Genomic DNA, 20292 nt, shown 5'->3' on the forward strand with positions numbered 1-20292 from the left:
CCACATAAGACCAGCCAGGAACCGAGCCTTGAAGTATGAATCGGCGACGGCGACCGAGCGCGGCGGGCCCGCGGCCACCACCCGGCCGCCCGCCGCGCCGCCGCCGGGGCCGAGGTCGACGACCCAGTCGGCACGGGCGACCACGTCCATGTCGTGCTCCACCAGCACCACCGTGTTGCCCGCCGACACCAGCCCGTCGAGCTGGGCCATCAGCCGGTCCACGTCGGCCGGATGCAGGCCGGAGGTCGGCTCGTCCAGCACGTACAGCGTGTGGTCGCGGCGGACGCGCTGCAGCTCGCCCGCCAGCTTCACCCGCTGCGCCTCGCCGCCGGACAGCGTGGTGGCGGGCTGCCCGAGCCGCAGGTAGCCGAGTCCCACCTCGGCCAGCGTGTCCAGGCTGCGGGCGGCGGCGGGCAGGCCGGACAGCGCTTCGCGGGCCGCGTCCACGGTGAGGTCCAGCACGTCGGCGATGGACCGCCCGTCGACCCGGACCTCCAGCGTCTCGGCGTTGTAGCGGCGGCCGTGGCAGACCGGGCACGGCGCGGCGGCCCCCGGCAGGAACAGCATCTCGATGGAGATCTCGCCCTCGCCCTGGCAGTTCTCGCAGCGCCCGCCCTGCACGTTGAAGGAGAAGCGCCCGGCATCGTAGCCGCGCTCGCGCGCCGCCGGGGCCGCGGCGAACATCTTGCGCACCGCGTCGAACAGGCCCGTGTACGTCGCCAGGTTCGAGCGCGGCGTACGGCCGATCGGCTTCTGGTCCACCCGTACCAGGCGGGCCACCCGCTCCAGGCCGCTCGCCTTCACCGCCGGCTCCTCGCCGGCCAGGTACGCCTCCACCGCGGCGGTCAGCACGTGCGTCACCAGGGTCGTCTTGCCCGAGCCCGACACGCCGGTCACCGCGGTGAACGTGCCGAGCGGGAAGCTCGCGTCCACCTCGCGCAGGTTGTGCAGGGTGACGCCGTGCAGCTCCAGCCAGCCCGACGGCACGCGGGGCGTCCTGGCGGCCGGGGGACGGCCGAACAGGTAGCGGCGGGTGACCGACTCCTCGACGCCGGCCAGGCCCGGCACCTCGCCCGAGTAAAGGACCCGGCCGCCGTGCTCGCCGGGGCCGGGGCCGACGTCGACGATCCAGCCGGCCTGCCGTACCACCTCGAGGTCGTGTTCCACCACGAACAGCGAGTTGCCCGCCGCGCGCAGCCGGTGCAGGGCCGCGACCAGCGCGCGCGTGTCGGCCGGGTGCAGGCCGGCGGAGGGCTCGTCGAGCACGTACAGCACGCCGAACAGGCCGGAGCGCAGCTGCGTCGCCAGCCGCAGCCGCTGCAGCTCGCCCGCCGACAGCGTGGTGGTCGTGCGGTCGGCGCTGAGGTAGCCGAGGCCCAGCTCGGCCATGGTCTCGATGCGGCCGCGCAGATTCTCGGCCAGGGCGTGCGCGGCCTGCGCCCGCGCGCCGTCCAGGCCGGGGTCGGCGGCGAGAGCCTCGGCGAGGTCGGTGAGCGGCAGCGCGGCCAGCTGCGTGATGTTCTTTCCGCCGAACCGTACGGCCAGCGCTTCCGGCCGCAGGCGCCGCCCCGCGCAGACCGGGCACGGTGAGGAGACCAGGTGCCGCTCCGCCTTGGCGCGCAGCGCGGCGCTCTTGGTCGTGGCGTAGGTGTGCAGCACGTAGCGCTTGGCGCTGGCGAAGGTGCCCTGGTAGGGCCGGGTGATCCGGGAGGCGTCACGGACCGGGTGGATGGTGACGACGGGCTGCTCGTCGGTCATGAGGATCCACTCGCGCTGCTCGGCGGGCAGCTCCCGCCACGGCCGGTCCACGTCGAAGCCCAGCTCGGCGAGGATGTCGCGGTAGTTCTTGCCCTGCCAGGCGCCCGGCCAGGCGGCGATGGCGCCCTCGCGCACGCTCAGCGACGGGTCGGGGACCAGGCTCTCCTCCGTGACCTCCTGCACGGTGCCGAGCCCGTGGCAGTGCGGGCAGGCGCCGGCCGGGGTGTTGGGGGAGAAGGCGTCGGAGTCGAGCGGCGCGGCGCCCGGCGGGTAGTCGCCCGCGCGGGAGAACAGCATGCGCAGCACGTTCGACAGGTGGGTGACGGTGCCGACCGAGGAGCGGGTGCTGCCGCCGCCGCGCGCCTGCTGGAGCGCGACCGCGGGCGGCAGGCCGGTGATGTCGCCCACCTGGGGCGCGCCGGCCTGCTCGATGAGGCGGCGGGCGTAGGGGGCGACGGACTCCAGGTAGCGGCGCTGGGCCTCGGCGTAGACGGTGCCGAAGGCCAGCGACGACTTGCCCGAGCCGGACACGCCGGTGAACACCACGATCTCGTCGCGAGGGGCGTCGAGGTCGACGTGGCGCAGGTTGTGCTCGCGGGCGTCCCTGACCCGGATCATGGAGTCCATGGCGTCCAGGTTATGCGTGCGGGTTATGCGTGCGGCCCCACGCTGACCTGGCCGAGCGTCAGCGCGGGCGTGCCCTCCATGATCTCGCCGAGCCGGGCGACCTGCTCGTCGAGCTCGTCGCGGTGGGCGGGGGAGAGGGGTTCGAGCGTCTCCACGGTGACCGCGATCTTCCTGCCCGAGCGCTTCTGGTGCCACACCCCGCCGACGACCCCGTCGAGCAGGACCAGCGGGTAGTTGCCCGCCTGCCCCCTGGCCAGCGCCCGCTCGAACGCGCGACCGGGAAAGAGCAGCTCACGCGGCTGCCCGGCGATCGTGTACGCGTCGAAGTACGGCAGCAGCCGCACCCCCTGCGCCGGAGCGGCCGGGGCCGAGGTGTCACCGGCCAGCACCCACGCCCTGCCTCCTTCGTAGGCAACCTCCTCCAGCTCCAGCTCGCCGAACGCCTGGCTCGCCCAGCCGACCGGCGTGCCCAGCCAGCGGGCGAACTGCTGCGGCGTGGCCGGGCCGTACGCATGCAGGTACGCCGCGGCCAGCGCCCCGCGACCCGGGGCGGGCTCGAACGCGGGAGGGGCGGTGAAGGTGACCTTCCTGCCCCGGTTCGGGCCGAAACACAACGCGCCGCGGTGGGCGGCGTGGGCCACCGCCTGCCGCCAGCGCGGCCACATGTCCTGGAAGGCGGGCATGACCTTGTCACCGGCCCACGGGCCCGTCTCGGCCACGACCGCCTCGCTGAGCTCGTCCATCGTCAGCACGGCGCCGGTCAGCACCCGGCGCAGCGCCTCGACGACCTCCTCGGTCTGGCCGGGCGTCAGCCGTATCGCGTCGGGGAAGCTGTTGTGCACGGCCGGGATCGTGGACATCGCGCCCACCCACATGGGCAGGTCGCGGGTGGCCAGCAGATGCACGGTGCCGCGCGGCCCGTAGGTCTTGACCAGGCCGCCGTCCTGCCACAGGGCCTTCTGCACGTCGGTCCTGGTCGCCCCGTCCAGGCGCAGGGCCAGCGAGTGCTCGCCCGCCGACAGCACCTGGGCGTGGACGCCGGCCATCGCCGAGGCGAGGTCGGCCGGGGAGGCGTCCTTGACCGGGTCGGCCAGTCCCTGACGCAACAACCGCCGCGCACTGACCTCAGGCCACGAAAGTGCTTTCATGAAACCCCACGTTAGAGCTTATTGCGGCATGGTTCGTGCCGCATTGATCAGGTCTTCTCTCGTCCGGTCCGTGGCCCGCGCCGCCTTGTAGCGCTCCTCACCCAGCTCGGCCAGCAGCCGCTCCGCCAAGCGGTCGTAGTCCCGCCGCTCGGCCGTGCTCACCGGGGTGCCCTCGCGCAGCTCGTCGTGGATCGCCACCAGCCCCGCCGCCTGCTCGGGGCACCCGCAGGCGGTCAGCGCGGTGGCCAGGGCGAGTTGCCCGAGGGGGAAGCCGAGCTCGTCGCGCAGGGCCTCGGAGGCGTCGAGCGCGGCCAGGCTCAGCCGCAGCGCCCGCCGCGCGTCGCCGCGCCCCTCGGCCACGAACGCCTGCTCGGCCAGCACGAGCGGAAGGTACGGCGGCGGCTCGGCGACCTCGTCCCCGGGAGAGGCCAGCGCGCGGATCTCGCGCAGCAGCGCGTCGGCCCGCTCCAGCTCGCCCCGCTGACGGGCGGCGAAGGCCAGCGACATGGCGGCCAGCACCTGCGAGGGGTGGTGGCCCTGCAACTTCGCCAGCTCCAAGCCGCGCTCGCACATCGCGACGGCCTCGTCGTGGTCGCCGCGCTGGTGGGCCAGCCAGCCGACCCAGCCCATCCGCCCGGCGACCTCGACCCACAGCTCCAGTTCCTCGGCCATGCGCAGACCCTCGCGCTGCAGCCGTTCCGCCTCGCGCGCCTCGCCGCGCAGCTCGGCCGCGCCGCCGAGCCAGCCGTTCGCCTCCATCAGCCCCCAGCGGTCGCCCAGCCGGGCGAAGGCGGCCCGGCTGATCTCGGCGTCGCGCTCGATCCCCGCGACGTCGCCGCGCACATGGGCGAGCTTGGCCCGCAGGGCGCGCACGGCCGCCGTGCCCCACTCGTCGTAGTGGGCCTCGAAGACCGGCAGCGCCGCCGCGGCCAGCTCCTCCGCCGCGGCCATGTCGCCCAGGTCGACCGAGGTGTAGGCCAGGAACCACCGCGCCCGCGCCTTCTGCGGCCCGTCCGCGCCGAAGGCGTCGAGCGCCGCCGCCCGCAGCGCCGCCCGCCCGGCCGCCTCGCCCGTGGCCTCCGGCTGGTGCAAGAACTCCAGGCCCGTCTTCCAGGCCAGCGCGACCGCCCGCTGCAGGGGCGCGCCGCCGGGCAGGGCCAGGGCCGCCGTCAGCGAGCGCACGCCCTCCGACAGCCGGCCCCGCAGGAACCAGTACCAGCCGAGCGCCCCGGCCAGCGCGAGCGCGTCGCCGGCCGCGCCGTTCCTGACCGCGTGGCCGAGCGCCGCGCGCAGGTTGGCGGCGTCGGCGTCCAGCCGCCGCAGCCACCGCCGCTGCTCACCCCCGCGCAGGTACGGCTCCGCCCGCACCGCCAGCCCGGTGTAGTAGCGGTGATGCCGGGCCTGCAGCTCCTCCAGCTCGCCCGCCTCCCGCAGCCGCTCCACGCAGTAGGCGGCCACCGACTCCAGCAGCCGGTAGCGCCCCTCGTGCACGCTCACCAGCGACCGGTCGATGAGCCGGGCGAGCAGGTCGAGCACGTCGAGCCCGCCCGCGCCGCCCACCTCCTCGGCCGCCTCCATCGAACAGCCGTCCGCGTGCACGGCCAGCCGCCGCAGCACCGCCCGCTCCTGCTCGCCGAGCAGCTCCCAGCTCCAGTCGATCATCGCCATGAGCGTCTGCTGCCGCGGCGGCGCGCCCCGGTGCCCGGTGGCCAGCAGCCGGAACCGGTCGTCCAGCCGCTCCACGACCCCGCCCACGCCGAGGGCCCGCACCCGGGTGGCGGCCAGCTCCAGGGCCAGCGGGATCCCGTCGAGCCGCCGGCACAGCACCGCGACCGCCGCGGCGTCCTCGTCGTCAAGGGAGAAGCGCCGGTCGGCGGCGGCGGCCCGTTCCACGAACAGGCGGACCGCGGCGGCCTGCCGTACGCGCTCGGCCGCCTCGCCGGGGCCGGGCACGCGCAGCGGCGGCACGCTCCACACCAGCTCACCGGCCAGGCCGAGCGGCTCCTGGCTGGTGGCCAGCAGCCGCAGACCGGGTGCGCGGGACAGCAGCCGCCCGGCCAGCTCGGCGATCGGGTCGATCACGTGCTCGCAGTTGTCCAGCACCAGGACGGCCTGGCGCGAGCGCAGCGTCTCGGCCAGGCGTTCGACCGGGTCGCCGGCTCCCTGCAGGCTCAGCACGACGCCGATCGCCTCGGCCAGCCTGGCGACCGCGTCGGCGTCGCCGGGACGGTCCACCGCGGCCAGCTCCACCAGCCACACCCCGTCGGGCGCCGACATCCGGCCCGCCACCTCGACGGCCAGCCGCGTCTTGCCGACGCCGCCGGGGCCGGTGAGCGTGACCAGACGTTCCTCCCCGGCCCTGGCCAGGATCTCCGCGACGGCCTCCTCACGGCCGATGAGCGCGCCCAGCGGCGCCGGGACGTTGCCCTTCGGCCGGGCGGGGCCCGCCGTCGCGCGCGCCGCCGGGGCGGCGAGCGCGGGATCCTGCACCAGTACGGCCTGCTGCAGCGCGGCCAGATCCGGGCCCGGATCCAGGCCCAGCTCCTCGGCCAGCACCTCGCGGTGCGTCTCGTAGCTGGCCAGCGCCTCGCTCTGGCGGCCCGAGCGGTACAGGGCGCGCATGTGGGCCGCGCGCAGCCGTTCGCGCAGCGGGTGCTCGGTCAGCAGGTCGCCCAGTTCGGCGGCGAGCGCCGCGTGCTCGCCGAGCGCGAGCCGTACCTCCGCCTGGTCCTCGCGGGCGGTCAGCCGCAGTTCGTGCAGGCGGGCGGCGGCGGCGCGGGTGAAGTCGTGGTCGGCGAAGTCGGCGAAGGCCGGACCCCGCCACAACGCCAGCGCCTCGGCCAGGTGCTCGGCGCGGGCCCTCGGCTCCCCGGCTGCCGCCGCCTCGGCCAGCAGCGACTCGAAGGACGCCGCGTCGCTCTCGCCCCTGAGCACGTAGCCCGCGGGGGTGTTCGCGACGAGGTCGCGCCCGCCGGGCTCGGCGTCCTCCAGGATCCTCCGCAACTGGGACACCTTCACCGACAGCGCGGCCGACGGGTTGCCGGGCAGCTCGTCGTCGCTCCACAGGTCGTCCACGAGCCGGTCGGCGGGGACCGGCCGGCCCGCGTGCACGAGAAGGTCGCTGAGCAGGCCTCTCACCTTGAGTCCCGGCACGCTGACGGGCCGGCCGCCGGAAGTCCATACGGTCAGGGGTCCCAAAATGCCGAAACGCATAAGGGCCACCGTAAGTGGATGAGAAAGATTCCGTAAACGCCGAGGCGCACAGTAAGGCCATGACGCAGCAGACGTTCACCACCGACCTCGGTTTCACCGCCTACCTGCCCGGCCAGAGCGGCTACGACGAGCAGCGCGGCCAGCCGTTCCGGCCGGACATGGACGCCCGTCCCGCCCTCGTGGCCCGTGCCTTCACCGCGCACGACGTCCGCATGGCGGTGCTGGCGGCCGGCGGGCGCGGGCTCCCGCTGGCGGTCCAGGCGACCGGCCACGGCACCCACGTCGCCTCCGACGGCGGGCTGCTGCTGAAGACCACCGACATGAACACCGTCACGGTCGACCCGCACCGCCGCACCGCCACCGTCGGGCCCGGCGCCGTCTGGGCCGACGTGCTCGCCGCCGCCGCGCCGTACGGGCTGGCGCCGCTGTCCGGCTCCTCCCCGACGGTCGGCGTCACCGGCTACACGCTGGGTGGCGGCCTCGGCTGGCTGGCCCGCAGGTACGGCTTCGCCGCCGACAGCGTGCTGAGCGCCCAGGTCGTCACCGCCGACGGCCGGATCGTCACCGCCGACGCCGAGCACAACCCGGAGCTGTTCTGGGCCCTGCGCGGCGGCGGCGGCAACTTCGGCGTGGTGACCTCGCTGGAGTTCCGGCTGTACCCGGTCGCCGAGGTCTGCGCCGGCGCCGTCACCTTCGCCGTCACCGACGCCGCCGCCCAGTTGGCCGCCTATCGCGACTGGGCCGCCGCCGCGCCGCCGGAGCTGAGCACCGCGGCCGTCCTGACCAGGGAGCGGACCCTCGTGATCAAGGCCATGGGCCCGGACCGGGCGGCGGTCGAGCCGCTGCTGCGCCGCATGGGCACGGTCATCCAGGACGACCTGCGGGTCATCCCCTTCGCCTCGGCGGCCATGGGCGGCAACCCCGCGGTCACGCTGGAGCTGTACAGGAGCCTGCCGGACGAGGTCCTGGAGACCGCCGCGGACGTGGACGGCGCCGCCGTGGAGGTGCGCCACTGGGGCGGGGCGATCGCCGATCCGGGGCCCGGCGCCGGGCCGGCCAGTCACCGGGACACCGAGTTCTCCGTGATCGTCACCAAGCCCGTGGCGCTGCCGTACGCCGTCGGACGGTCCTTCCTGAACTTCTCGAACGACCCGGCGCGCATCGCCAACGCCTACACCGCGGCGAATCTGGGCCGGCTGCGCGAGGTCAAGCGCGCCTGGGACCCGGGCAACATGTTCCGCCTCAACCTCAACATCCAGCCGTGATCCGGCTCGCCGTCATCGTCGCCAGCACCCGGCACGGCCGCTTCGGCCCGACCGTCGCCGCCTGGCTGACCGCCAAGGCCAGGCGCCGCGCCGACCTGGAGATCGACCTCGTCGACCTGGCCGAGACCCGCCTGCCGCAGGACCTCACCGACCCCGACGAGCCCCTGCCGCCGCGGGTCGCCGCCCTGGCCCCGCGCCTGGCCGCCGCCGACGCCTTCGCCGTCGTCACCCCCGAGTACAACCGGAGCTTCCCCGCCCCGCTGAAGACCGCGATCGACTGGTACTACGAGGAGTGGCGCGCCAAGCCCGTCGCCTTCGTCGGCTACGGCCGCGAGTCCGGCGGCCACCACGCGATCAGCCAGCTCCGCCAGGTCTTCACCGAACTCGACGCGGTGGGCATCCGCGAAGCGGTCACGCTGCCCTGCTACTGGGAGCTCTTCGCCGCCGACGGCACCTGGCCCAAGGCCACCGCGACCTGCAACGCCGAGCTGAACCACATGCTGGAGCGGCTCAGCTGGTGGGCGCACACCCTGCGCGAGGCGCGTCTCGTCACAGTCCAGCCATGATCTGTGAGTATTCTCCCTGGTGGATGTAGAGACCCGCGGCTTCGCTCCGACTCAGGGGTGACACGAGAGGAGCACGTGCATGAAATACATGCTGCTGATCTACAACAACGCCGAGTCGCGCAAGGCCATCGACGCGGACATGGACACGGTCATGGCCAAGGTCAACGAGATCATGAGCGAGCTGCAGGAGTCCGGCGAGTTCGTCGGCGGCATGGCGCTGTCCGAGGGCTCGCGCACGGTCAAGGTCAGGGACGGCGTGCCGGTCGTCACCGACGGCCCGTTCCTGGAGGCCAAGGAGCTCATGGCCGGGTACATCACCGTCGACGTCGACAGCATGGAGCGTGCGACGGAGATCGCCGCCCGCTGGCCGGACGCCGCGCTGTGCGCCATGGAGATCCGCCCGGTCGTCGGCGAGGTCGAGTAGGTGAGGCACGTCGAGGACCTGCTGCGCGAGCTCGCGCCTCAGGTCCTCGGCGTGCTCGTGCGCCGTTACGAGCAGTTCGACGCGTGCGAGGACGCCGTCCAGGAGGCGCTGCTGGACGCCGCGGTCCAGTGGCCCGAGCGCGGTCTGCCCGACAACCCGCGCGCCTGGCTCGTCACCGTCGCCTCGCGCCGCCTCATCGACCAGGTACGCAGCGACGCGTCCCGGCGCCGCAGAGAGGAGACGGTCTCCGCCTGGGCCGGCCCCGAGCCCGAGGAACAGATCCCCGACCGGGACGACACGCTCACGCTGCTGTTCCTGTGCTGCCACCCGGCGCTGTCGGCCCCCTCGCAGCTCGCGCTCACGCTGCGCGCCGTCGGCGGCCTCACCACCGCCGAGATCGCCCGCGCCTTCCTGGTGCCCGAGGCCACGATGGCCCAGCGCATCAGCCGCGCCAAGCAGAGCATCAGGACGGCCGGCGCGCAGTTCACGCTGCCGCCGGAAGGCGAGCGGGCCGAACGGCTCCGCGTCGTCCTGCACGTCCTCTACCTGATCTTCAACGAGGGCTACACCGCCACCTCCGGCCCCGACCTGCACCGCACCGACCTGACCGCCGAGGCCGTCCGGCTGACCCGCGCGGTGCGTCGGCTGCTGCCCGCCGACGGGGAGGTCGCCGGGCTGCTGGCCCTCATGCTGCTCACCGACGCCAGGCGGCCCGCCCGCGCCGACGCCGATGGCCGCCTGATCCCGCTGGCCGAGCAGGACCGCTCGCTGTGGGACCGGGCGATGATCGCCGAAGGCGTCGACCTGGTCAGCACCGCGCTGGCCGGGACCGCCCTCGGGCCCTACCAGCTGCAGGCCGCGATCGCCGCCGTCCACGACGAGGCGCCCAAGGCCGACGACACCGACTGGCCCCAGATCCTCGCCCTGTACGAGCTGCTCGCCGGGGTGTCGGACAACCCCGTCGTGCGGCTCAACCACGCGATCGCCGTCGCCATGGTCCGCGGGCCGCGGGCCGGCCTGGAACTCGTGGACGCGCTGGCCGAGCCGCTGGCCGCCAACCACCGGCTGTACGCGGTGCGGGCGCACCTGCTGGAGCTGGCGGGGGAGGCGGCGGCGGCCCACGACGCCTATCGCGAGGCGGCCCGCCGTACCACCAGCCTGCCCGAGCAGCGCTATCTCACGGAGCGGGCGGAGCGGACGCGAGGGCCCGGTTGACCGCCGACCGCACCGCCTGCGCGGAGGTGCCCGGGGCGGCGGCGCCCCACCAGGTGGCCCCGTTCACCCGGCACTCGGCATAGGCGGCGGCGGGGTTCTCCTGAGTGGTGAGTTCCAGGATCTCGACCTCTGCCGGCTCGTGGGAGTCGTGGGGCGACCCCGCGCGGCCCGGCGTGAGGTAGGTGGCGGCGAACAGCTCCCACAGGTCCTCCTGCGTGGCCTCGCGCCCGCTGGCGTCGGTGGCCCGCTGCACCACCTGGGAGAAGTCGGCGCGCAGCCGGGCGGGCAGGTCCAGGCCGTAGCCGGTCCTGAGCAGGTGCGCGATGCCGCCCTTGCCGGACTGGCTGTTGACCCGGATCACCGCCTCGTACGTGCGGCCGACGTCGGCCGGGTCGATCGGCAGGTAGGGCACCTCCCAGTGCCCGCCCGTGTGGCGGGCCAGGCCCTTGCTGATGGCGTCCTGGTGAGTGCCGGAGAAGGCGGTGTAGACGAGCTCGCCGCCGTAGGGGTGGCGGGGGTGGACCGGGATGCGGTTGCAGTGCTCCACGACCTCGCGGACCCGGTCGATGCGGGAGAAGTCGATCATCGGGTCCACGCCCTGGGCGTACAGGTTGAGCGCGAGCGTGACCAGGTCCACGTTCCCGGTACGCTCGCCGTTGCCGAACAGGCACCCCTCCACCCGCTGCGCCCCGGCCAGCACCGCCAGCTCCGCGCAGGCCACGCCGGTGCCGCGGTCGTTGTGCGGGTGCACCGACAGGATCACCGAGTCGCGCCTGGACAGGTTGCGGTGCATGTACTCGATCTGGTCGGCGTACACGTTCGGGGTGGCCGCCTCGACCGTCGCGGGCAGGTTGTGGATCACCGGCCGGTCGGGCGAGGCGTCCCACAGCTCGGTCAGGCCGTCGCAGATCTCCAGCACGAAATCGGGCTCGGTCAGGTTGAACACCTCGGGCGAGAACTGGAACCGGGTCGTGCCGTCCGCCAGCCGCGCCATCTGGGTCGCCGCCCGCCGGATCATGGCGTGCACCTCCTCGCGCCCGCGCCCGAGCACCACGTCCCGCCAGACCGGCGCGGTGGCGGTGTACAGGTGCACGACCGTACGCGGCAGCCCCTCGATCGAGGCGAACGTCCGCTCGATCAGGTCCTGCCTGGCCGGGGTGAAGACCACGACCGTCACGTCGTCGGGAACATCTCCGTCCTGGGCCAGATGCCGCACGAAGTCGAAGTCCGTCTGGCTGGCCGACGGGTAGCCGACCTCGATCTCCTTGTAGCCCATGCCGGTCAGCAGGTCGAACATGCGGCGCTTGCGCGGGGTGTCCATGGGCTCGGCCAGCGCCTGGTTGCCGTCGCGCAGGTCCACGGGGACCCACAGCGGCGCGGTCTCGATCCGGTTCCCGGGCCAGCGGCGCTCGGTCGGCGGTATCTCGACCCGCTCCTGAATAGGCCGATATTTCCGGTACGGCATGCCGCTCGGGCGTTGCGGATTCACAGGGTTTCGTCCTCTGTCGTCGTCCTGCCAGGGAGAGACCGGCAGCACGGCACCCCGCGGCGGGGTGCCGGTCTGGATCAAGCCCCGCCGCGGCAGCCGAGAAGAAGCCCGGTGTACGACATGCCGGGTATAGTGACACAAAACCAACTCCTCAGACAACCTGAGAGGTGAACGATGCCGCTCGGCGCCCTCCGCCCGAGCCCCCTCGTGGAGCAGGCCGCCCAGGCGCTGCGCGAGGAGATCGCCGCCGGTCGCTGGCCCGTGGGCACCAGGCTCCCGGGCGAGACCACGCTCGCCGCCCAGCTCGGCGTGGGCCGCTCGACCGTGCGCGAGGCCCTCCGGGCGCTGGCCGGAGCCGGGCTGGTGCAACCCCGGCAGGGGTCGGGGGTGTTCGTCCTGGCGACGGAGGCACAGGAGGACTGGCCGGCCCGGCTGCGGCGGGCGGCCATCGGAGACATCTACGAGGTGCGCATGCTCGTCGAAGTGCAGGCGGCACGGCTCGCGGCCGTCCGCCGCACCGACGCCGACATCACCGCGCTGAGAACGGCCCTGACCGTCCGCCGCGAGGTCGCGGCGGGCGGGGGAGAGCCGGACGCCCGGTTCATCGACGCCGACATCGCCCTGCACGCGGCCGTGGTCGCCGCCGCGCACAACCCGGTGCTGACCGACCTGTTCGCCGAGTTCGTCCCCGCGTTGCGCGCGGGCCTGATCGACCTGCTCGGCCTGCTGGACGTCCACGCCCACGAGCGCGGCCACGGCGACGCGGCCCACGCCGCCCTGGTCGAGGCGGTCGCGGGCGGTGACGCCGGCGCCGCCGGCGCCATCCTGGAGCGGGAACTCCGCGAGACCCTGGCGCACCTGCGATGATGCCGCTCCCGCCGCGCGAGGTGGCCCCCGGCGCCGTGCACGTGCCCGGCTGGCTGGGGCTGGACGAGCAGCGCGCGCTGGTGGCCGCCTGCCGCGAGTGGGCGACGGGCCCGGTCCCCATCCGGCACACGGTGCTGCCCAGAGGCGGCGTCATGTCGGTGCGGACCGTGTGCGTGGGCTGGCACTGGCAGCCGTACCGGTACACGCGCACCGCCGACGACGTGAACGGCCGCCGGGTGGCCGAGTTCCCCGGCTGGATGGTGGAACTGGGCCGCCGCGCCCTCACCGGCGCCGGTCTGCCGGAGCTCGCCGCCGGATACACGCCCGACACCGCGCTGATCAACTTCTACGACGATCAGGCCAGGATGGGCATGCACCAGGACAAGGACGAACGCTCCGACGCCCCCGTGGTATCGCTGAGCATCGGGGACGCGTGCCTGTTCCGGTTCGGGAACACCGAGACGCGCGGCCGGCCGTACACGGACGTCAGGCTGGAATCGGGCGACCTGTTCGTCTTCGGCGGGCCCTCGCGCTTCGCCTACCACGGCGTGCCCAAGGTCTACCCGGGCACCGCCGATCCCGCCGTCGGCCTGCGGGGGCGGCTCAACGTCACCATGCGCCTCACCGGGCTGTGACGCCGTCGAGCAGCGTGCCGAGGCTGGTGGCGAACGTGCGCCGCGCCACCTGCTCCAGGTAGGGCACCGCCCCGTCCTCGGCGGGCACGGCGTCGCCCCGCTCCAGCCACGACACCGACGGGAAACGGCCGGCGAAGTCGGGCGCGACCTCCAGCAGCAGCGCGGAGCGCGCCCGCCACCACTCCTCGTCGGACACCCCCGTGGCCGAAGGCGCCTGCCGGGTCTCGGCGACGGTCCTGGCCGCCCCGCGCACCACGTCCATGAGCGCGGCCACCACCCCCCGCAGCCGCTCGGGCGGCAGCCCGGTCCCGCGCAGGATCCCGGTCACGGTGTCGATCATCGCGAACTCGTTCGGCCCCAGCACCGGCCGCGCCTGCGACACCTGCAGCACCCACGGATGCCGGACGAAGAACTCCCGCAGATCATGCGCCCACGCGACGGCGGCGCTCCGCCACCCCTCGTCCACCGGGTAGGAGGTGGGCAACTCGCCCAGCGCCCGGTCGTACATGAGGTCGACCAGCTCCGTCTTGCTCGGCACATAGGTGTAGAGCGCCATCGCGGTCCGCCCCAGCCGCTCGCCGACCGCCCGCATCGACAGCGCCGCCATGCCCTCGGCGTCCGCGACCTCGATCCCGGCCGCGACGATCACCCCGACGCTCAGCCCCGGCTTGGGTCCCGGCCGCGCCTCCTTGCGCTCCTCGGTTCCCCACAACAACGCCATGGTACGGCGGGCATCACCCTGACCTGCGTAGACGGTCATCCTGACTCCCTCACCCAAGATCTCTTTACACCCTAAGGATAACGGAAGCGCCCCATCCATGATCAGAATGGAGCCATGACGATGGAGATCGGGCCGCCGGTGACCTTCGGCAGGCCGGAGCGGCGGGGGAGAAGGGCGGTGACGAGCCGTTGGCTGGTCGAGCGTTATGGGCGGCGCAGGGAGGATCCGGTACGGCTCGCCTGGCTGGCCGATTCGCGCCGCCTGCTGGTGGCCTACCGGGATGCGGACGGCACGCCGTACATCGAGATCAAGGACACCGCCTCCGCGGCGAGCCGGTCGCTCGCGGCGGGGACGGAGGCCGTGTTGTCGCCGGATCGGGGCAGGGTCGCCTACCGGGGACGCGACGGGCAGGTGCGGGTGGTCCCGGTCGGCGGTGGCCGGCCGGTCGTGGTGAAGGGGCTGCGCCCGGCGGCCGTGTTCGGGTGGAGCGGTGACGGGCTGTCTCTGGTGTACGCGGTGACCCGGACCGTCGATCCGGCCCGGCTCAAGGGCACCCGCGCCAAGGTCGTGGACGCGCTCCTGCGCGAGCATGAGGAGTCCGACGTGTTCGTGCGGTCGCTGGACGCTGACGCGGAGCCGGTCAAGCTGCTGACGACCAGACCGGCGGTGGAGTCCTTCGAGCCGGTGCCGGGCACCGATGAGGTGCTGATGCTGACTTATGGGGACGAGGGCATCGAGACGAACACGTACCTGTGGGTGGTGTCGGTGACGTCCGGGCAGAGCCGCCTGCTGCTGGACGACCCGGGCGGGCAGCCGTCGGAGGTGGTGGTGTCGCCGGACGGTGCTTTTGTCGCGTTCGAGTACGCGCGGGATGAGGTGGCCTCGCCCGCGTACATGGATCTGGGGATCGTCGCGGTGAGCGGCGGGACGCCGCGCCGCGTTCCGGTCGGCGCCTGCGTGGGCGGGCGGTTGCAGTGGGCGGCGGACGGCACGCTCTACGCCGGCGGCAAGGCGAAGGTGTTCCAGGAGACGTACGCGGTCGTGGACGCCCTCGGCAAGGCGGAGGCCGCACCCCTGCATCCGGGGCGCGGCGACGCCACGGGGGTGATGGTTTCGCCTGATGGCACGCGTGTCGCCCGGGTCCTGTACGACGTGTACGGCGGGGAGCACGTCGAGATCATCCCGGTCGCCGAGGGCCGGGCCGCAGGCGCGCCGCAGACCGTGACGACCATCAGACCGGCGCCCGCCGGCATGCTGCTGGGGACCTTCCACGAGGTGTCATGGCACGGTGCGGACGGGCTGAGGCTGCACGGGCTGGTGCTGCTGCCTGCGGGATACGAGCCGGGTAGGCGGTGTCCCACGGTGGTGGACGTTCACGGCGGCCCCGAAGGCGGGGTCCATCTCACCGGCGGCGCCCTGCTGACCTCCTCGCCGGTGGAGTGGCAGCTGTGGGCGGGCAAGGGGTACGCCGTGTTCGTGCCCGACTACCGGAGCAGCGCGATCCCCGGATGGGAGGCGGTCACCGAGGCCAAGAAGGCCGGCGACTTCGCCGAGCGCGACGGGCTGGACGTCATCAGCGGCGTGCGCGCGCTGGTCGAGGCCGGAATCGCCGACCCGGACAGGCTGGCGCTCACCGGGTTCAGCGCGGGCGCGGACACGGGCTGCTACCTGCTGACGCAGACGTCGATGTTCAGGGCGGCCGTGCTCAACGACGGCTGGGCGGAGCACTTCTACGCGCCGACCGCCATCGGCGGCACCGGGTCGGAGATGCAGGAGTGGCAGTTCGGCGGGCCGCCCTGGCAGCACGATGACGATCGGGTCCTTCGCAACAGCGCCACCCATCGGGCACGCGCCATCACCACGCCGACGCTGTTCGTGGCGGGCGGCCAGGCGGCCGGCGGTCCGGCCGAGAGCTTCAGCTGGCGCTACCTGGCCGCGTCGATGCGCCGGCGTGGTGTCGACGTGCGATTCCTGATCTATCCCGATGAGGGGCATGGCTTGGACGATCCGCGCAACCAGCGTGACCTCATCGATCGTGCGGCCGCCTGGATCGACGCCCGCTGCACGTGACCTGCTATGTCCGGTAGCGGTAGAGGATCCTGCCGCGGTTGAGGTCGTACGGGCTGAGCTCTACGAGCACGCGGTCGTACGGCAAGATCTTGATGTAGTTCTTCCGGATCTTCCCGCTGATGTGCGCCAGAACCTTGTGCCCGTTCTCGAGTTCGACTCTGAAGGTGGCGTTGCGCAGGCATTCGACGACGGTGCCTGCGACTTCGATGCCACCTGCTGTTCTTGCCAAAGTTCTCATCCTTGTCCGGTCGCGCTGACGGTGTCAGCGCAGCACCAGTTCGAGGTTGCTGTTCACGCGCCGGGCGCCGATGCTCTCGATCAGGGCGACGGCGGCCGGGTTGGACTCGTTCACGTCGGCTGACACGGTTTCGATCCCGCACCGGTGCAGGGAACCCAGGACATGGGCGAGCAGCGCCCTGGCGATGCCGCGGCGCTGCTGGCCGGCCCGGGTCGCGATCAGCCCGATCCGCCTGCACCGGGGCCGCCGGGCCACCGTCGTCACCCGGACCATTCCCACGTACGCCTCTGCCCGTACCGCCACCGCGTATTCCGACGGGTTCATCGCGGCGAGGCCGTCCGGGCGGGGCGGCATCTCGGCGGGCATCTCCCGCCAGCCGATGGAGGCCTCGACCTCATCGCGGATCACGCGGTCCAGCGCGCGCAGAGGACCCTCCTGCGCCCGGCCGACGGGCACGATCGTCACGTCCGGCGGCGGCGGCGCCGTGCCGAGTCCCGTGATACGCGGATCGGTGGGCACGAGACACTCCCACTCACGGCGCCGGATCGTGAAGCCGGCTCGCTCCCACCGGGACGCCAGGTCGAGATCAGGCTCGTCGACCACCGTGAACAGCGGCCTCGGCAGGTCCGCCAGCATGGCGCCGGCGAGCCGGTCGAAGGCGGCGTCGTGCCACGCGTCGATGCTGAGGAACATCCGCCCGTCGGGTCTGCGCGAGGTGTGGCCGCGGCCGACCGTCAGGTCGTCCTCCACGGCATGCCACTGCGCCGGCGCGACCCGATTGATGGATACGGCATGCATGCTCATGCCGGAGGTGGAGTTCATAGGTTGTCGCCTTTCGGGATCGCCCAGTCGAGGCGCTCCCGGCGACACCTACGTCAGCCGCTCGACCGTGACAACGAGAGGGAGCACCCACATCGATGCAGCGTTCATGGGTCTCACCTCCTCGGGTTCTTTCACGGTTCGCGGCACGCTAACAGCGGGAACGTCGTGGTGTCCAGCCGTTTTCCGCCCGGGTGCCTAGGAGTGGGTGGCGCGGATCTCGGTCACGGTGAAGGCGTCGACGACGTGCCGGTTCTGCAGCAGGAACCCGATCACGCCCGCCACCGCCTGCGCCGCCAGAGCCGCCCGTACCTGCCCGCTCAGGAGGTAGACGAGCGGCGTGGACGGCTGGGCGATCCCGAAGCCGCGGCCGTGGCGGTGGATGTCCTGCAGGGTCTTGATGGGAATCGGGCGCGCGGTGGTGAACCACGCCGCGACCTCCCACAGGTGCAGGGCCGGATCGTCCTCGGCCGACTCCTCGTAACAGGTGACGCAGCCGCGCCCGGCGTGCCTGCCGTGCGGGCAGGTCCACCGGGCGGCCTCCGCCCGGCTCTGCTCGCGCTCACCCAGCGCCGCCGCCTCGACGACGCGCCGGCGCCGCGGGGGCCGGTCCGGCAGGGGCAAGGAGTCGCTGATGGTGATCGAATCCTTCCCGCCTACGTTCCTACAGCCTAACCCGCACGGTCAGGGCTGTTCTCCCGCGCAGGCGGCGAAGCCGTACGAGAGGGCGAAGGTGCGCATCGAGGCCTCCACCGGATCGGGCCGCAGCGACGCCTCGACCAGGTTCCGGACCGTTCCCGTGTCCCCGGCGGCCAGCGCCGCGCGCGCCAGCGCGGCGTGGCCGCCGAGCCGACCGGCCAGCAGCCTGCCCGGCTCGACGAACCGGGCACGCAGCGTCGCGGCGTCCGCCTCCGGCGGCCGGATCGCCGCGATGCGCTCGACCGTGGCCAGCATGACCCGCGCCGCGCGGTCGAGTTCCTCGACGTCCTCCTGCTCCGTGCTCACCGGATACCGTTCCGGGTCGGTCTGCCGCCCGGCAGCCAGGCAGGCGGCCTCGGCCGCGGCGACGTAGCGCCGTTTGGCGGCCAGGGTGTCCTGCGAGGACGGCAGCAGCGCCGCGGCCACGACGATGACGACGCCGAAGACGACACGCGCGTCCATGCGCTCCTCCACGAGAGTGGTGCCGGGGTGCGGGCCGCACCCCGGCGGGGGTCAGCAGGAGATCCGGCGCTGCTCGGTGTAGCCGAACGACCGGGTGCCGCTGCCGCCCTGGGCGATCCAGCCCTTGGTGTGGTTGCGGTAGAGCTGGTTGCCGCCCGAGCATCTCCAGGCCGGCTGCATGGTGAGGGTGACGGCCGCGCGGGTGAAGTGCCGGCGCGTGTACGCCTTGTTCCGCCAGACCCCCAGGCCCCGGTACTGGTCGAGCCGGGCGTCGACGTACCCGCTGCGCCCGATGGGCCCGCTGTAACGGTCGCAGTGCGCGATCGTGGAGATCTTGATGTACGCCCCGCTCCGCCATGGCGCGGCCATCCGCACGTAACCGCCCCCGCAAGGCAACGGACGGGCGGCCGACTCCACGGCTTCCACGGAAACGGCGGCGCCCGCCTGACCCGCGGGCAGCGTCACGGCCGCGAGCCCGGCGGCCACGGCCAGTGCTCCGATCACCCTGGTAACGCTCACCGGTGAACTCCTTTCCGAGAGGAACCGGCGCGGCGGGTGGGCCGCGCCCGACATCACGGAAGGCTAGGTTCGTGGCTTTGTCGCGCACATCTACCAGGGGGTTGACCGTGCCCGAAGCTTTCGCGGTACACGCAGGGCGGCGTACTGAAACTCCCGCGGTAGCTCTTGACGGTTCACCTGCTGTTCTACGAGCATACCTCTAACACAGAACAGCGTTCGGTCATACCGAACAAGTGGGGAAGTGCATCACATGACGACCACCACAGACGTCGCCGCGAGCGCCATGCGCAAAGCGATGTGGCGCCTCGGGCCCTTCCTCGGCCTGCTGTACCTCATCGCCTACATCGACCGGAACAACGCCGGCTTCGCCAAGCTGGAGATGACCACGGCGCTCGGCATCACCGAGTCGGCCTTCGGGCTGGCGGCCGGCATCTTCTTCATCGGCTACCTGCTGTTCGAGGTGCCGAGCAACCTGATGCTGCAGCGCTTCGGCGCCCGCAAGTGGATCGCCCGCATCATGGTGAGCTGGGGGATCGTCGCGGTGGCGACCGCGTTCGTGACCGACGCCACCCAGTTCACCGTCGCGCGCTTCATCCTCGGCGTGGCCGAGGCGGGCTTCTTCCCCGGTGTGCTCCTGTACATCACGTTCTGGTTCCCGCAGCAGTACCGCACCACGATCCTGGCGATCTTCGCGGTCTCCAACCCGCTGGCCAACGCGATCAGCGCGCCCATCTCCGGCTGGATCATGGACCTGCACGGCCTGTGGGGGCTCCAAGGCTGGCAGCTCGTCTTCGTCCTGGAGGGCATCCCCGCCGTCCTGCTGGCCTTCGTCACCTACCGGTGGCTGCCCGACCGGCCGCAGGACGCGCGCTGGCTGGACGACGCCGAGCGCACCTGGATCGCCACCACCCTGGCCGAGGAACAGGCGGCCACCGAGAGGCGCCACGGCCGCCTCGGCGTGGGCGCGGTGTTCGGGAACGGCCGGCTGTGGAGCCTGATCTTCCTGTTCTTCGGCGTCGTCTTCGGCGCCTACGGCCTGGGCCTGTGGCTGCCCACGATCGTCAAGGGCATGGGCGGCTACTCCTCGACCGTCACCGGCTGGCTGGTCATGATCCCGAACCTGTTCGCCGCGCTGGTCATGCTGCCCTGGGAACGCTTCGCCAGACGCCGGGGCAACATCCCGCGCCAGGCCGGCATCACGCTGACCGTCACGGCGCTCGCGCTGCTGGCCGCCGTCGCCGCCCGCGACGTGCCCTGGCTGGCGCTGGCGGCGATCAGCGTCGGGCTGGCGGCGCTGTTCTCCACGACGCCCCTGTTCTGGAGCCTGCCGCCGAAGTTCCTCACCGGTACGGCCGCCGCGGCGGGGCTGGCGTTCATCAACTCGGTGGGCAACCTGGCCGGGTTCGCCGGGCCGTACGCCATCGGGTGGATCAGCGAGACCACGGGCACGGCCGTGTGGGGGCTGCTGGTCGTCAGCGCGCTGACGCTGGGCGGCGCGGCGGTGGCGTTCACGCTCTCGCGCAAGAAGGAGTGGACGGACTGACCATGGGGCCGGCG

General features: G+C 73.1%; 18 protein-coding genes. 8 read left to right on the forward strand and 10 right to left on the reverse strand.

The features are described 5' to 3' along the window. The 3 genes from uvrA to ACFWY5_RS39245 all read right to left on the reverse strand — a co-directional run. On the reverse strand, positions 1-2385 hold a 2385-nt coding region (gene uvrA / locus ACFWY5_RS39235), incomplete at its 3' end, for an excinuclease ABC subunit UvrA (RefSeq protein ID WP_379637818.1). Positions 2386-2408: 23 nt separating this feature from the next. Continuing rightward, positions 2409-3533: a winged helix DNA-binding domain-containing protein gene (locus tag ACFWY5_RS39240; RefSeq protein ID WP_379637819.1), complete on the reverse strand. Its 1125-nt coding sequence runs from the start codon at positions 3531-3533 to the stop codon at positions 2409-2411. Positions 3534-3551: 18 nt separating this feature from the next. Beyond that, on the reverse strand, positions 3552-6746 hold the full coding sequence (locus ACFWY5_RS39245) for a BTAD domain-containing putative transcriptional regulator (protein ID WP_379637820.1): 3195 nt from the start codon (positions 6744-6746) through the stop codon (positions 3552-3554). 59 nt (positions 6747-6805) lie between these two features. On the opposite strand from ACFWY5_RS39245, the gene ACFWY5_RS39250 reads away from it, so the two are divergent. The 4 genes from ACFWY5_RS39250 to ACFWY5_RS39265 all read left to right on the forward strand — a co-directional run bounded on the left by ACFWY5_RS39250 (position 6806) and on the right by ACFWY5_RS39265 (position 10216). Then, positions 6806-8011: an FAD-binding oxidoreductase gene (locus ACFWY5_RS39250; protein ID WP_379637821.1), complete on the forward strand. Its 1206-nt coding sequence runs from the start codon at positions 6806-6808 to the stop codon at positions 8009-8011. Beyond that, complete coding sequence (locus tag ACFWY5_RS39255) at positions 8008-8577, forward strand: NADPH-dependent FMN reductase (protein WP_379627364.1); 570 nt, start codon at positions 8008-8010, stop codon at positions 8575-8577. Before ACFWY5_RS39250 ends, ACFWY5_RS39255 begins: the two co-directional genes overlap by 4 nt. A 79-nt stretch (positions 8578-8656) precedes the next feature. Beyond that, the gene (locus ACFWY5_RS39260; RefSeq protein WP_379627362.1) at positions 8657-9001 is read left to right on the forward strand and encodes a YciI family protein; all 345 of its coding nucleotides are present in this window, start codon (positions 8657-8659) and stop codon (positions 8999-9001) included. Then, positions 9002-10216, forward strand: a complete 1215-nt coding sequence (locus ACFWY5_RS39265; protein ID WP_379637822.1) for an RNA polymerase sigma factor — start codon at positions 9002-9004, stop codon at positions 10214-10216. On the opposite strand, the gene ACFWY5_RS39270 is transcribed toward ACFWY5_RS39265, so the two are convergent. Further along, positions 10179-11681, reverse strand: coding sequence for a 2-isopropylmalate synthase (locus tag ACFWY5_RS39270; protein ID WP_379637895.1), 1503 nt, complete (start codon positions 11679-11681; stop codon positions 10179-10181). The two genes, ACFWY5_RS39265 and ACFWY5_RS39270, sit on opposite strands and share 38 nt — an antisense overlap. 198 nt (positions 11682-11879) lie before the next feature. Here ACFWY5_RS39270 and ACFWY5_RS39275 point away from each other — a divergent pair, with 198 nt between their 5' ends. Next, positions 11880-12572 (forward strand): FadR/GntR family transcriptional regulator, encoded by a 693-nt coding sequence (locus ACFWY5_RS39275; protein ID WP_379637823.1) that lies wholly within the window; start codon positions 11880-11882, stop codon positions 12570-12572. Further along, the gene (locus ACFWY5_RS39280; RefSeq protein WP_379637824.1) at positions 12569-13207 is read left to right on the forward strand and encodes an alpha-ketoglutarate-dependent dioxygenase AlkB family protein; all 639 of its coding nucleotides are present in this window, start codon (positions 12569-12571) and stop codon (positions 13205-13207) included. The genes ACFWY5_RS39275 and ACFWY5_RS39280 overlap by 4 nt, the downstream gene beginning before the upstream one ends. On the opposite strand, the gene ACFWY5_RS39285 is transcribed toward ACFWY5_RS39280, so the two are convergent. Beyond that, on the reverse strand, positions 13194-13967 hold the full coding sequence (locus tag ACFWY5_RS39285; RefSeq protein WP_379627354.1) for a TetR/AcrR family transcriptional regulator: 774 nt from the start codon (positions 13965-13967) through the stop codon (positions 13194-13196). The two genes, ACFWY5_RS39280 and ACFWY5_RS39285, sit on opposite strands and share 14 nt — an antisense overlap. A gap of 75 nt (positions 13968-14042) precedes the next feature. On the opposite strand from ACFWY5_RS39285, the gene ACFWY5_RS39290 reads away from it, so the two are divergent. Continuing rightward, positions 14043-15998, forward strand: a complete 1956-nt coding sequence (locus ACFWY5_RS39290) for a prolyl oligopeptidase family serine peptidase (RefSeq protein ID WP_379637825.1) — start codon at positions 14043-14045, stop codon at positions 15996-15998. Between the two features lie 4 nt (positions 15999-16002). Here ACFWY5_RS39290 and infA read toward each other — a convergent pair whose 3' ends face one another. The 5 genes from infA to ACFWY5_RS39315 all read right to left on the reverse strand — a co-directional run bounded on the left by infA (position 16003) and on the right by ACFWY5_RS39315 (position 18735). Next, complete coding sequence (infA, locus tag ACFWY5_RS39295; protein WP_379637826.1) at positions 16003-16227, reverse strand: translation initiation factor IF-1; 225 nt, start codon at positions 16225-16227, stop codon at positions 16003-16005. 33 nt (positions 16228-16260) lie between these two features. Beyond that, on the reverse strand, positions 16261-17058 hold the full coding sequence (locus tag ACFWY5_RS39300; protein WP_379637827.1) for a GNAT family N-acetyltransferase: 798 nt from the start codon (positions 17056-17058) through the stop codon (positions 16261-16263). A gap of 195 nt (positions 17059-17253) precedes the next feature. Beyond that, complete coding sequence (locus ACFWY5_RS39305) at positions 17254-17679, reverse strand: hypothetical protein (RefSeq protein WP_379627346.1); 426 nt, start codon at positions 17677-17679, stop codon at positions 17254-17256. Positions 17680-17739: 60 nt separating this feature from the next. Then, positions 17740-18216 carry a hypothetical protein gene (locus ACFWY5_RS39310; protein WP_379627344.1) on the reverse strand — a complete coding sequence of 159 codons (477 nt, stop codon included), beginning with the start codon at positions 18214-18216 and terminating at the stop codon, positions 17740-17742. 51 nt (positions 18217-18267) lie between these two features. Continuing rightward, entirely contained in the window at positions 18268-18735 is a 468-nt protein-coding gene (locus ACFWY5_RS39315) for a hypothetical protein (RefSeq protein ID WP_379628285.1), read from the reverse strand. A gap of 250 nt (positions 18736-18985) precedes the next feature. On the opposite strand from ACFWY5_RS39315, the gene ACFWY5_RS39320 reads away from it, so the two are divergent. Continuing rightward, positions 18986-20278 (forward strand): MFS transporter, encoded by a 1293-nt coding sequence (locus ACFWY5_RS39320; RefSeq protein WP_379637828.1) that lies wholly within the window; start codon positions 18986-18988, stop codon positions 20276-20278. Positions 20279-20292: the final 14 nt, after the last annotated feature.

The organism is Nonomuraea sp. NPDC059007 (genome assembly GCF_042740555.1).
Taxonomy (GTDB): domain Bacteria; phylum Actinomycetota; class Actinomycetes; order Streptosporangiales; family Streptosporangiaceae; genus Nonomuraea.